The following is a 13,081-nucleotide window of genomic DNA, read 5'->3' on the forward strand; positions in this document are numbered from 1 at the left end:
CGGTTCCTCCATCGAGGTCTCGTGCCCGTCGTCCAGGACACAGATCCGTCCCCGGCGGCTGTGCTGGCCCGGACTGGCTTCGTCTGTCTCTAGGGGTTCTGGCTCGATTTCCGTGACGCGTGCACGGTGAGTGATCTCCGCCGGGAGACCAGTGGGATCGAAGATGGGTCTCAGGTGCAGACGATGGGGCAGCCGCGTCGGATCGAGTGCTGGGCAGCGCGCAGGAACAGTGCGACGTAGAAGGCTGTGTCCAGGTCCTTGGTCCACGGTCCTGTTCGAGTAGTGGCCAGTTCCTTTGCTTGGTGCCTGAACCACACGCTCAGGTCGAGGTTGTCGCATGTCGCCGGGGTTTCGGCCGGCAGATCGATGGCTGCCGCCAGCTTCTCGGCGAGCGGTAGTACCTGAGGAGCGCCGGCGACCATGGACTCGTAGTCGCCCGAGTCGATGGGCAACCAGATCTCCTCGTCGAGCGAGAAGGGCACGAGCACGGTCCAGCCGCAGAGGGTCTCCGATTCCTCTCGTGACAGGTGCGTCTGACACAAGGCGAGAAACCCGGTCATGGAGGGGGTCAGCTTCTCCTCGAAGGCTTGCCCTGAGCCTGGTGCGAAGTCCGTCTCCGGGGGGACGTCCTCGTAGGACGGCAGGCACCGCCGCGTGAGTTCAGCGTTGAGCGCCGAAGCGACTTCGCCCCATCCGTCTTCCTCGTCACCGAACCATTCCTCCGTGCCGACGCTCACCAGATACACACCCATGTCGGGAAGCTACCGTGCGCATCCGACATCGATCAGTGAGCCAACAGGACACGCTTGCGGAGCAGTGCGAAGCCGGCCCGGCCGAACATCTGGCGCTTGAGCATCTTGATCCGGTTGACGTGTCCTTCGACGACGCCGGAGTTCCAGGGCAGGGTGAGTCCGGCGATGACCGCGTCGCGGTCTCGGTCGATGCCGGCCGCGAGAGTGTGGAGGCTGGGCAGGTCGTCCTGACGGACGGCGTCGAGCCACTGCGGTAGCGGCGCGGGCTCCGGCCGGAGCGGGAAGCCGCGCCGCGGCCGCGGCTGAACCGTCCGCACGGCGGACGCCCGGGGCCCGGCCCCCGGCGCCTCGGCATACTGACCCCTCCTGATCACCGAGATCATCCAGGAGGAGCTTTGGCCGCCAGTTTCAGGACCGTCGTCGAGGTGGGACCCGACCACCTCGAACAGGCCCGGTCCATCGACCGGGTGTTCCAGGAGGCGATCGCCCCGGCGACCGTCAACCGCGAAGGGCACGATGTCGGTCAGTTCGAGCGCGAGGGTCCGGTCCTTCGGCAGTTCGACGGCGACGTCGACGCAGAAGGCCAGGGCGTACATGTGGTCCCCGGTCTCCTCGTCCTGGAGGGCGAAGAACGTTCGCCCTGGCGTTCGGTGAGCATGTGGGCGCAGGACCGGACGTGACCGGTGAGGGCTTCGAGTTCGGGGCAGTTGGCCAGGACGGCCTTGAGCCGGAGCTGTTCGGTCTCGGTCAGCGTCTCGGGTCGGCTGAGGATCCATCTCGTCACCACGAGGGGTGCCGGCGGTTGCGCGGTGACCGGCCGTGGCGAGGTGCGCTTCTCTCGCAGGTAGGCGCTGACCCGGCCGTAGCTGCCGCGATAGCCCAAGGGAGCGATCTCGTCCCAGAGCTTCCAGGCGTTGGTGCAGCCCTGGTCCCAGCGTTCGTCCAGGTAGGGCTTGTACTCGTCGAGAATGGAGGTCCGGTTGTGCTGCCACTGGCCACGAAAGAGGTCTTCCGGCTTCGCAGCGTCGGCGAGGATCTTGACGGTGCGGTGGGTCATGGCCAGCTGGCGCCCGATGGAGCGGCTGCTGTGGCCGGCTTCCAGCAGAGCGTGGACCGTGGCGTGCCGGGCTCGGACGCGGTTGGCGAACCGCTCGCTCCGCCAGGGAGAGTCCGCCTTCTCCTCGGGCAGCCCAGGTGGTTCGGCCTTCGCCTCGGGATCGGGGACCAGGACGCGAAGGCACTGGCGGTGGCGGGCGACAGCCCGCTCGGCGGCTTCCCCGAGGTTGTGCCACAAGTGCCAGCGGTCGGCGACCTGCGTCGCCTGGGGCGCCCCGGCTGTGGCTCCTTCCGCGAAGAACGGCGCGCGGTCCCGGCAGACGACCTCGATCCCGGGTCGCTTCGCCAGCCATACGGCCAGGCTGGACGCCTCCCGGTCAGGCGGCAGATCCACCGGCCGACGGGACTCGACGTCGACGAGCACCGTGCCGTAGACCCGCCCTTTGCGTGTGGCGTACTCATCAACGCCAACCACGCGCGGGGCCGGGACTTCGGGTTCGGGCAAAGCATCGAGTAGCCGCAACACCGAGCTGCGGCTGATGGGTACCCCGAAGGCCCGTGCCATCCGGGCGCCGGCCCGGCCGGCGAGGGCGAGACCCACCGCGGCGAGAGTCGATCGCAACCGCTCCGTCCACCTGCTGTGCCGCCGGGTCAGTCCCGGCAGTTGCTCAGCGAACGTCCGCCGAGCACACGAAGACTCCGGACAGAAGAACCGCCGAACTCGCAGTTGTAGGAGCACCAGACGTCCCCCACTCGGCACGTCCGCAGGAAACCGCAGGTAAGAGCTGTGCACCCGGGTCGACTCGCTCCCACAGTCCGGGCATGTCGCCCCGGCTGCCGTACTGCAGACGTCGATGCGTATCGCCTCGTGGCTCACCTCCAGCGACAGCACCGACACGTCCGCGATGGACGGTAATAGCAGGCCCTCCAGAGGAGGCGACGTCTCTTCCACGACGCCGCACTGTCGACCACGCCAAGATCGGCCCTGATCATTTTCTGGCAACTTTCCGAAGCCTGATCGGAGCACCAGTCGTCACTCACCGTGCGCGCGTCACGGAAAGCGAGCCAGAACCCTTTGAAGTGAACGAAGCCACGCGCCCGAAACTCGACCGGGCTCATCTCCTCCAGCTGCGGGAGACAGCGGACGCCGCCTGCAGTGCACGTCCCGGCCCCAACCGCTTTCGGCAGCGGCACTGATGCCGCCGTACGGTCCCCATCCCACCCGCAAGGCTTGACGATCAATAGGAGCATCAGAGGGCCTTCGGTAGCGGGATGTACCTTCTGCAGACCCCCGTCGGCCATCGCTAGGGAGAACCCGTGCACCACATAGAAGCGCACTAGACCTACTCCACCTGCATGCGGCGCGGCGACCTCCGACCACCCCGAGACCGTCGTCGCCCTCTTCTCTGAACCCACCCGAACCGTCTCCGTGCGCGCCCCGGAGCGCGCCGGCACGGTCAACGGCTAGCCCCCCGGCCGCAGCTGCTGATCCGGCCCTGCTCACTCCGCCGTGAGCAGGGCCACAGCCTCGCGTACGGACCCGTCCGGGTCGTGCGCGAGCAGCGCCAGGACGGCATCAGCCTCGGGGGTCTCGCGTGCGACGAGTCCCTCGACGGAGGCTTCGCGCACGGCGGGGGCGGGGTCGTGGGCGAGGGCCGCGAGGAGGGCGGCGGTGGCTTCGGTACGGTCGGCCAGAATCCCCAGGAGATGCGGTCGACTTCCGGGATGTCGGTGCCGCGTTGCAGACGGTGGGTGCCGTACGTGGTCCAGGCGCGGGCGTTGACGGCTTCGGGCTCGGGGCGGTGCATGGCGCTCCTTGGCGTCGGGGGAGTGGCGGGGCCGCGCCGGCGCGGCCCCGCGTTGACCTCTGCTGGGGGCCGCGGGTCAGCGGTCCTGGGCGAGGGCGTACAGCTCGCCGAGCAGACTCCCCTCGGTCGCGACGAGTTCGTCGAAGGAGCCTTGCTCCCGGACGGTTCCCTGGTCGAGGACGATCACTCGGTCGGCCATCCGGACGTTGTCGAGGCGATGGGTGACCACCACGGTGATCCGGTCCGAGGACATGGCCCGCAGCTCCCTGAAGATCTGGTGCTCTCCTCGGGCGTCCATCTCGCTGGTCGGCTCGTCCAGGACGAGTACTGCCGGCTCCCTGTACATCGCTCTCGCGCAGGCCAGCCTCTGCCACTGCCCTCCGGAGAGCTCGTGGCCGCCCCACACCGACCGGGCGAGCAGCGTCCCCAGTTCCTGGGGGAGATCACGCAGGGCCTTGGTCATGCCGACCCGTTCGGCCGCGTCCCAGATCCGCTCGTCGCCGTGCTCGCGGGGCTGGCCCAGGGTGATGTTCTCCCGGGCGGCGAGCGGCCAGTGCCCGTTCTTCTGCGGCACCAGGCCCACGTGCCGCCACACCGACTCCGCGTCGGCGCCGGCCAGGTCGGTGTCGTCCCACAGGACCTTGCCGTCGCTCGCGACGGTCAGTCCGGTGAGCATGCGGATCAGCGTGGACTTGCCGGCGCCGTTCTCCCCGACGAGGGCGACGACTTCGCCGCGGTTCAGGGTGAGGGTGATCGGCTTGACGGCCGCGGCCTCCTTGCTCGGGTAGGTGTAGGAGGCGCCTTCCAGGCGGATCTGCTGCGGGGGCTTGGCCCGCGCGGTGCCGCGGGCTGTGGTCATGGCGCGGACCTCGTCGATGAACTCGTAGTAGTCGGAGAGGTAGAGCCCGTGGTGGAACATGACCGTCGAGTAGCGGATGATCGAGTTCAGGGCGCGGCCGGCGGTCTGCGAGGCGACGACCGCGGTGCCCGCGATCGCGGTCGTCATGGACCCGGCGAGGACCAGGCCGGCGAGCGAGGCCCACATGCCGAGGGTGAACAGGCCGCCGAGCGAGGCGGCCAGCAGCGTGATCCGCAGATACGGGCGCGCCCCGGCGACCTCCCTCATCTCGACCCGGTCACACATGGACCGGTACCAAAAGTGCAGGTATCCGCGCATGGTGTTGGCCCGGAGCTCGTCGGCGAGCTCGGCCGTCGTCAGCCACCAGCGCATCATGCCGCGCACGTTGCGGGCGGAGATGGTCTGGTCGTGGACGCGGTAGTCGACCCGGGCGGCGATCACCCCGCCGAGACCGCGGGGGACGACGGACAGCAGCAGCACACCGAGGAGCAACGGGTGCAAGGTGGTGAGTACCACGGCCGCGGAGGCGAGCTGGACGAGGCCGTTGGTGAGGGTCTTGGCGTCGTCGGCGAGGTCGACGGCGCGCAGCGCGCCGATCTCCGCCGCCTGGCTCCGGTCGCCGAACCCTTCCGCGTCGTAGGCGGCGAGTTCGGCCCGCATGTGGAGATCCACGAGCTGCAGGTCCGCGGCCGAGGCGATCTTCGGATTCAGGCGCCGGGTCGCCCACTCCGCGAGGATCCACATGGACGCGCCGGTGGCCATCGCGACGACGGCGACGGTCAGCGCCGGCCACGCATGGGCCAGACCCTGGCGGGGGTCGTCGACCATCAGCTGCGGCAGGGCCTTCGCGACGGCGGTGAGCATCACCGCCGTGCCGACGCCGGACAGCAGCTGGCAGACCACGATCGTCAGGGCCATGCTCCGGTCGACGCTCCAGGCCAGGCGGGCCGTCTGGATCAGGGCCGCGGGGATGCGGCGGGCCATGTCCCACAAGGTGGCGTCGTCCATCGCCCGCCGGTGCTTGCGCCCGTTGTAGTCGAGCTCCGGCGGTGCCGAGGGCTGCGGAGCGCCCGTCCGCGCGGCCGGGAGGCACGCCGCCTCGCCGCCGATGGTTGCTGCGTCGGCGGCCGGGGAGTCGGTCCGGTGGTGCGGTGCGGTCATGCGAACACCCCCGCCATCAGCCGGTCCAGGGTGCGCCGTCCGCGTGCGGTGACGTGGGGGTCGTCGAGCTTCGGTCCCCAGACCAGGCAGCTCACCGCGTCGATCGCCGCCAGGCACTTCAGGCCGTGCTGCTCCTCGACGGTGAGGTTGCGGCCGTAGCCCTGAAGGCATGCGGCGCGCAGGTCGGGCCGATCCGTCCAGGTGGAGCAGGCCATCAGCACGAAATCCTGCACGGCGGTCGCGGCCCGGGAGCGCTCGAAGTCGATCCAGCCGGCCTGCTGCCGGGTTCTCGACCACATGAGGTTGCGATCCCACGCGTCGCCGTGGATGTACGCGAGCGGCAGCGGCGGCAGGGCCCGAAGCTCCTCGGCCAGCTGGCGCACGAGCTTCTGCTCCGGCGCGGTCAGCCGGTCCCGGGCCGCCGCCAGGTGCCCTTCGGCGCCGTCGGCCGCGGCCTGCAGAGCCTGCGCTGCCTCGGCCCGTCGAGGACCGGACAGATCACCGGCCGCGTGGAGGCGAGCCAGCAGGGCGCCGCCGTGCCAGTGCCCGCGGGCTTCCTCCTCGGGCGAGAGCTCCAGCTGCTTGAGCGGCCGTCCTGGGACGGCGGTCAGCAGCAGTGCCAGATCCTCTGCGTTCGAGGCGCGCAGCTGCGGCGCACCGCCGGCGCCGAGGGCCGGTGCGGCACTTCGCAGCGCGAGCGTCTCGCGCTCGTACATCGCGGCCTTGGGGGAGATCTTCAAGTAGAAGCGGGCGGCCCCGGGCAGGTCGAGCCGCCAGACGCGGGAGTTCTCGCGTGGATGGCTGACGTCCTTGACGGCGGGACGGGCGCCGAGTGCCCGGCTGGCCCACGCGAGCAGGGCAGGGGGCGGAGTGGTCGGGTTGGTCATGCCTCCCACCCCGATGACGGTCGTGATGCTGCGGCGAACAGGACGCGGCGGACGTCGACGGGCCGCCGGTGCGCGAGGGCCTCGGCGGCCCCAGCAGGAGGGTTCTCGAGAACAGGGTGAAGGGTGACCAAGCGGACGGGATTCACTGTTTCTCCTCGGTTCGGAACGGGGGGGGCAGAGCACCCGGACAACGCACCTGATCACAGGGCCGCTACGGGCAGCCGCGGGCGACGAGTCGAGTGAAGGTTCGACGCCGAGACGCGGACTGCAAGCGCCGTCTGCGTGGGCGGCTCCTCTCGCTTCGTTCGATACGCACGTACGGGGAAGGCGGCGGGACGGCAGCCCGAGCGGCGGATTGCATGACGCCTCGACAGCACCCGTCTCCTTCGGTGTGGTGTGTGGCTGTGCTCTGCGGACGGACCCTCGCCCACGCCACTGACAATCCGCGGCCACCAGCACCGTGATCCGGTCATCCCGGGCCTCTCCTGTCGCCAGCGGCAACCCGCGCAAGGGAGGGCTCTGACCTGGGGTGATGATGGGAGAAAGGATTCTTGAACGCTCGGGCCCGGCCCGGAATCCGGCGCCCGAGAGAGTGGCTCGATCTAGCTCGCGGCCGGGTGAGCACCCGGAGCGTCACGCTCCTGGGCGGCCGCGACGGCGGCTAGCATCGGCACCTTCGACGCGGCCGTCGCACGCCCGGGTGATGTTCTCGCGTTCCGTGCCCGCGCCCGCAGATCGACCGCTACGTTCGAACGCGCCGTCCCCCGCTGCACCCCCTGTGGAGCTGCGCCGCGCACGAGGTCACCAGGGGAGCCATGACCATCCCCGCCCCGCACCTCCAGGACCTTGTCACCGGCTACCTGCGCCGGCACCCCGACGAACAGCCGCTGGATCCAGCCCCTCCTGGACCGTCTCGCCGCCGGCGCCAACATGACCGACAGGCGGGAGTTCGACGGCCACGTCACCACCTCGGGCGTCGTCATCAACGACGCCGACGACGTCCTCCTCATCCACCGCCTCGCCTCCGGCCGCTGGATCCAGCCCGGCGGACACCCGGAGGACTCGGACCGCACGCTCGGGCAGGTGGGCCGCGGAGATCTCACGGACGAGCAGGGGGCGGAGTGGACCGGAGACCCGGATGGCGGCGGTGATCGCCACGGGGCCTCCGGCCTCAGGCGACCAGCTCGTAGATGCTCCGGGCCGACAGCCACAGGCCGGCGACCAGGGCAAGGGTGACGATCAGCTGCTCCTGGTGCTGCCCCAACCAGTTCCGCAGGGCGTTCAGGCGGGCGTTCGCAACCGCGGGCGCCCAGACCACGTACATCTCCATGACGATGAGGCTGAGCGTGGCCAGCAGGCAGTAACCGGTCAGCGCGAGCCAGTCGGCGAGGGTGGAGAGGTTCGCGTCGACGGCCGTGGCGGCACCGGCGCCGACCAGCCCCCAGGGCTGCAGCAGCCATGCCAGACCGGCCGCCGTGACCGGGGAGGCGTTGTCGATCCGGGCGGCCCAGCGTGGCGGGTCGTGCGGGCGGGGCGGGCGCCGCCGCCGGTACACGCCGAACAGCACCAGTACCAGACCGATGGCGAGTTTCGCGACGATCGCGGCGGTCGAGGGCGCGCTGTGACGGGCCGGGGGCCGACCGCCGGTGAGCAGCAGCACGACAGCGATCACCGTGAGCAGGTTGCCCAGCCACGAGAACAGGAAGGCCAGACCCTTGCGGACGCCGCGCCGCGAGGAGAGCAGCAGGATGAAGGCGCTGTTGTGCAAGGGCCCCAAGGTAATGGCCGTACCGATCACCACCAGGTCGAGGACCATCGGACCAGTCGCTCCTGGATGTCAGGGCCCTTCGCCACCCATAGACGGGGGACCCGGTCGGCAGAGGGATACAGCGCTGCTGTGCGCATTCCGACTCTGCAAGCGGCGTCCTGGCCGGTCAAGCAGGCCACGCCCATGAAGCCCTGCCGATCCGTTCGGAAGATGCATCCTCTGCCTCGGATTCGACGAGGCCACTGAGATGCGATCCTGCGCGCCACCAGTGATCTCTTCACAGCCCGGGCCGCCTTTGCCTGGGCCCGTCACCCGAGCCGCTTTCGAAACACGGCCAAAGCGTTTCGCAGAAGGCTGCGAAGCGGGCATTGGCCATGCATGGGTGGAGTGTTGAGGGCTGAGTCATTGTGGGTGGAGACGTTCACGGGCCCCCACCCGCCGGTGCTCGGCGCTGATCCCGGTCCGCGACCGGACGGCGCTCCCGATTCACGGTGCGCACCACTCGGTGGGGGAGTGCGGTTCATCGTGCGCAACTCATCGCGCCGCGCGCCCGCCGGTGCGCATCCGCGCGCCGTTCTTCCCCGGCGGCTTGACCGCTGAAGCACCTCACCCGCAAGGATGGCCACATGGACGATCTTGTGGAGTTCCTCGTCGCACGCATAGCTTCGCGGTGCCACCCATGTTCGCCTTGCACTCGGCCAGCGACATCGTCCGGGCCGGCTCCGGGTACGACACAGCCGCCGGGGCAGCCAGAGACCGGGAGGCCGGGGCGGGAGACGTGCGGGGAGTCACGGCGGGGATGGTGGTCTTCGTGCCGTAAGCGGCGGCGGGGCCGACCACCTCGAGCGGAGTCGTCGGTTCCGCTGTCGTCTCAGCTGCTGCCAGCTGTCGTTCGGCGCCTGTGCGAAGGTCGAACAGGGAGGGGAGCGGGGAGCCTGCCGGCACCACGTAGGTGCGGGCCTGGCCAGGAACGGATTCGGCGGCTGTCGCGGCAATGGCGGTTGAGGCGAGCGGCAGCAGGGTGATCGTCGCCAGCGCGGATATCAGGGTCGTGCGTAAACGGCGAGGTCGTATAGCGGTGTTGATGGATCCCCCAAGGGCGTGCGGTCAGATGTGGTCATGCGCCGGCCCCTCGGGGCAGGTCGCGACACCAAGATCTACCGAATGCGTGATCGAATCCTTTGCGGAGAAAGCGCTCCTGTCTGGATCCATCACAGAATTGGCTGGTCTATCGGCCGTAGAGGTCGACACCCCAGGCAGCCAGGGGAGGCGGGGGGTTGTGCGTGTTGAAGAGCCGGCCACGGTCGCCGCATCGTCCCCTCCCGCGCGCCTTCTCCACCCAGGCTCAGGAAGCGGATCGGGGTATCCCGGCCGGCACGTCTCAACGATCGCGGGCACGCCCCGCTCGGCTTCGCATGGCCGCGTGCCGCGCACCCGGCAGAACGTGTTCCGCCGGACAGCGGTCAGCCTCCGACACGTCCGGCCTGAACCTGGCGGCCTTCGTTGGTGACGACCACGACGGGCACTCCGTCGGGGATCTGTCCCTGGAGGTCGGCGAGGAGCGTCTCGACCGGGGGCAGGTTCCCCGGCGTGCGGACCTGGATGTAGAGGGTCCGTGACTGCGCACTGACGTTGACGACGGACGCGCCGGGCGATGCTGCCAGCCACTGCGTGGCGCTGTTCGCGGCGCGCGTGGTCCACAGCTGCACGAGAACGGTGGCCGCGGTGTTCGCCGCCAGCAGTAGGCCCACCGCACCGAACAGCAGGCCGAGCGCCAGGTAGGTCCTGCGTACGCCGCCCGTCTCCTTTCGGTGGTCGGCCGTCGCGTAGCCCAGGCCGCCGAACACCACCATGCCGGCGAACACGAGGGCCAGCAGGTTCGACACGAACAGGACAGACGATCCCAGAGCCAGCCACCACGCGGCCTGCCCGAGGCAGACACCGGTCACCACCAGCGGCGGTACCAGCGAGATGGCGATCGCCACTCCGGGCAGGACCGCCGCGACGTCCCGGCGGGAGAGCGCCAGAGCGCCTGCGAAACCGGTGGCAAGCGCGGCCACCAGGTCCATCAGGCCGGGCGAGGTACGACTGGAGATCTGGCTGTTTGACAGCAGGTCGTAGGAGGCGGGCAGCAGCAGTGAGAACAAGGCTCCGAGCGCCACGACCAGCAGCCCACCGGCGACGACGAACAGAGCCGCCGTCGACCGCCGGCGTTGCACAGCGCCGAGGGCGATTCCCATGATCGGCGTGGACAGCGGCGCGATGATCATCGCGCCGATCACCGTGGCCGTCGAATCCGTCAGCACTCCGCCGGCCGCGATGACAGCCGACAGGAACAGCATGGACCAGAACGCCGACTGCTTCGCGCGGGTGTCCCCGGCCGACAGGTCTAGATCCTCCTCCAACTCCTCCAGTGTCCTTCGCTGGTTATCGGGGAGCGCGCGGTCGCGGAGGCTGCTGAGCATCCGTCGAGTGTCGCGCCCTGCCGAGCAATGGATACATGTGCCACCCGCGGCTGTCCCTCGGAGGGAGCACAGACCGCAGTGAGAGCTGTTGCGGCTGCTGTGGCACCGTGTCCGTGGACCGCAGGGGGAGCGCGGTGCGGCCGTGCCAGAAGGCGGCGCTGGCGGACGCGGGGCGGCCGTCCGTGGTGGAAGGCGGCGGATCGTCGGCTGTCGGTCCAATAGGTGGTGTTGTTGGGTCGAGGGCGGGTGCGTGGCTGGCCGCGGCGGGCAGGCTCAGGGGCCCAGCGGGGCAGATTACGTCCCGCCGGGTTTCTTTCAGTAGGTCAGGGCCGAACGTTTTTCTGTCAGTCCAGGGATGAGCCGGTCAGGGCCACCTCGGTCAACGTCTTCGCCGACGTGGTGGTGAGGGAGGTGCGGGAGGTGTTGATCCACGCAGCGCGTCAGGACCTCTTTCAGGCCGGCGCGGTCTTCCTCGGTCAGGGTCGTGGGGTGCCCGGTCGTGGAAGTACTGGCGAGGTGCGGGGGAGCGTCGGCGTCTCGGTGAGCCTGCCGGTGAACTCTGCGGCACGGGCCCCAGCATGAGCAGGTTGCGGCGTACGGGGGAGCGTGTGTCGCGGGCGAGCTCGTCGATGACGGCCAGGAGGTCCATGGTGGCGGGGGGTGTCTGGCGCGGTGCGGCCTCGCTGCCGCGCCGGGCTGCCGCGTCCGGTGCGCCGCGCGGAGCAGCGTCTCCGAGGTCGCCCCGCTGCGGCAGCTGCCGTGAGACTCGGCTGACCGTCATCGATTACCGGGCCTGCCGACCTGGCGGTCGGCGGGCCCGGTAATCGGCGGGGCGTAGCGTCTCTTGCGTCCCTCGCTCGGGTGCGTCGGCTGGGTGTGCTGGCGGGCGTATGCCCCTGGGGGTGCGTAGGTTGACGGCAGGGCAGGCATGGGGCCTGGGACGAGGAGCCGACAGCTGGTGAGGCCGGAGATCGACTACAGGGCGTTGTTCGCGGCGACGCCGAGTCCGTATCTGGTGCTGGCGCCGGACCTGGTGATCGTGGCGGTCAACGAGGCGTATCTGCGGGCGACCGGCCGCAGCCGGGAGGACCTGGTCGGGCAGCATCTGTTCGATGCGTTCCCCGACAATCCTGCCGATCCGGGCGCGGACGGGGTGAGGAACCTTGGCGCGTCGCTGGGCCGGGTGCTGGCCACGGGTGAGACCGACACCATGGCGGTGCAGAAGTACGACATTCCAGTGGCCGAACAGCCGGGAGCGTTCGAGGAACGCTGGTGGTCCCCGGTGAATACGCCCGTCGCGGGACCAGACGGGCGGGTGGCGTGGATCATCCACCGGGTGGAGGACGTGACCGCGTTCGTGCAGTCCCGCCGTTTCCGGGGCGAGGACGGGCGGATGACAGCACGCGAGGAGGGCATGGAAGCCGAGCTGTACGCCAGGGCCCGTGAGCTGCAACGCCTCAACGAGGAACTGCGGTCAGCCCACGCCCGGGAGCGGGAGGTCGCCGTCACCCTGCAGGAGGCGATGCTTCGCTCCCCGGACCTGGCCCGGCACACCGACGTCGCGGTGCGCTACCTGCCCGCGGTCGGCTCGCTGAACGTGTGCGGTGACTGGTACGACGCCGTCGACCTCCCCGACGGCCGGTTCACCGTCGCCGTCGGCGACGTCGTCGGCCACGGCCTGGAGGCCGCCACCGTCATGGGCATGCTCCGCAGCGCCCTGTCCGCCGCCTGCCGCGCGGTCGCCGGCCCGGCCGCCGCGCTGGAGGTGCTGGGCATGTACGCGCGCTCCGTCGAAGGGGCGCTGGCCGCGACCGCGGTCACCGTGCTCGTGGACAGCCGGACTCGGCTGCTCGTGTACTCCAGCGCCGGGCACCCACCTCCGGTGCTGCTGCACGCCGACGGCACGTTCGATCTGCTGGACCAGGCCACCGACCCGCCGCTCGGGGCCCGCCCGGAGCACGTTCCCCGCCCGCAGGCCGGCACCGCCTACCGCCCGGGCGACACCCTCGTCCTCTACACCGACGGCCTGATCGAACGCCGCGACGAGGACATCGACACCGGCCTGGACCGGCTCACCACCGCCCTCGCCGACCTGACCGCCCTCGGCCCCGAGCGCCTGGCCGACGCACTCCTCACACGGCTCGGTGTCGCCGGCGGCGCCCGCGACGACATCGCCCTCGTCACCGTCCGCCTCTGACCCGGTCCGCGCCCCGGCAGGCCGCTGCGACCACGGCCAGCGGGGGCTGCGAAGGAATTTTGGGGGCAAACGCCTGAAAACAGACGTGGAAGCGAGGCGAAGCCGACCCGGGTCTCGCTGCGCCCTGC

At 70.3% G+C, this 13,081-nt stretch carries 9 protein-coding genes and 1 pseudogene; 1 reads left to right on the forward strand and 9 read right to left on the reverse strand.

What is annotated here, in order from left to right; translation table 11 throughout:
* Positions 1 to 170 precede the first annotated feature (170 nt).
* The 9 genes and pseudogenes from AC07AW_RS34820 to AC07AW_RS34860 all read right to left on the reverse strand — a co-directional run bounded on the left by AC07AW_RS34820 (position 171) and on the right by AC07AW_RS34860 (position 10,756).
* A complete protein-coding gene (locus AC07AW_RS34820) occupies positions 171 to 752 on the reverse strand; it encodes a hypothetical protein (RefSeq protein WP_478819481.1) in 582 nt (193 codons plus the stop codon).
* Between the two features lie 32 nt (positions 753 to 784).
* Positions 785 to 1,009: pseudogene (locus tag AC07AW_RS34825) on the reverse strand (transposase); the annotation flags it as partial.
* 266 nt (positions 1,010 to 1,275) lie between these two features.
* Positions 1,276 to 2,835, reverse strand: coding sequence for an ISL3 family transposase (locus tag AC07AW_RS34830; protein ID WP_478819482.1), 1,560 nt, complete (start codon positions 2,833 to 2,835; stop codon positions 1,276 to 1,278).
* Between the two features lie 473 nt (positions 2,836 to 3,308).
* Positions 3,309 to 3,578 carry a HEAT repeat domain-containing protein gene (locus tag AC07AW_RS34835; RefSeq protein ID WP_478819529.1) on the reverse strand — a complete coding sequence of 90 codons (270 nt, stop codon included), beginning with the start codon at positions 3,576 to 3,578 and terminating at the stop codon, positions 3,309 to 3,311.
* A gap of 114 nt (positions 3,579 to 3,692) precedes the next feature.
* Positions 3,693 to 5,636, reverse strand: a complete 1,944-nt coding sequence (locus tag AC07AW_RS34840; RefSeq protein ID WP_478819483.1) for an ATP-binding cassette domain-containing protein — start codon at positions 5,634 to 5,636, stop codon at positions 3,693 to 3,695.
* Positions 5,633 to 6,523 (reverse strand): phosphotransferase, encoded by an 891-nt coding sequence (locus AC07AW_RS34845; protein ID WP_478819484.1) that lies wholly within the window; start codon positions 6,521 to 6,523, stop codon positions 5,633 to 5,635. Before AC07AW_RS34845 ends, AC07AW_RS34840 begins: the two co-directional genes overlap by 4 nt.
* A gap of 849 nt (positions 6,524 to 7,372) precedes the next feature.
* On the reverse strand, positions 7,373 to 7,681 hold the full coding sequence (locus AC07AW_RS34850) for a hypothetical protein (protein ID WP_478819485.1): 309 nt from the start codon (positions 7,679 to 7,681) through the stop codon (positions 7,373 to 7,375).
* 13 nt (positions 7,682 to 7,694) lie between these two features.
* Entirely contained in the window at positions 7,695 to 8,339 is a 645-nt protein-coding gene (locus AC07AW_RS34855; RefSeq protein WP_478819486.1) for a GAP family protein, read from the reverse strand.
* 1,415 nt (positions 8,340 to 9,754) lie between these two features.
* The gene (locus tag AC07AW_RS34860; protein ID WP_478819487.1) at positions 9,755 to 10,756 is read right to left on the reverse strand and encodes a DUF389 domain-containing protein; all 1,002 of its coding nucleotides are present in this window, start codon (positions 10,754 to 10,756) and stop codon (positions 9,755 to 9,757) included.
* 958 nt (positions 10,757 to 11,714) lie between these two features.
* Here AC07AW_RS34860 and AC07AW_RS34865 point away from each other — a divergent pair.
* Positions 11,715 to 12,953 carry a PP2C family protein-serine/threonine phosphatase gene (locus tag AC07AW_RS34865; RefSeq protein WP_478819488.1) on the forward strand — a complete coding sequence of 413 codons (1,239 nt, stop codon included), beginning with the start codon at positions 11,715 to 11,717 and terminating at the stop codon, positions 12,951 to 12,953.
* Positions 12,954 to 13,081 lie beyond the last annotated feature (128 nt).

Source organism: Streptomyces sp. NPDC044003 (genome assembly GCF_056435185.1).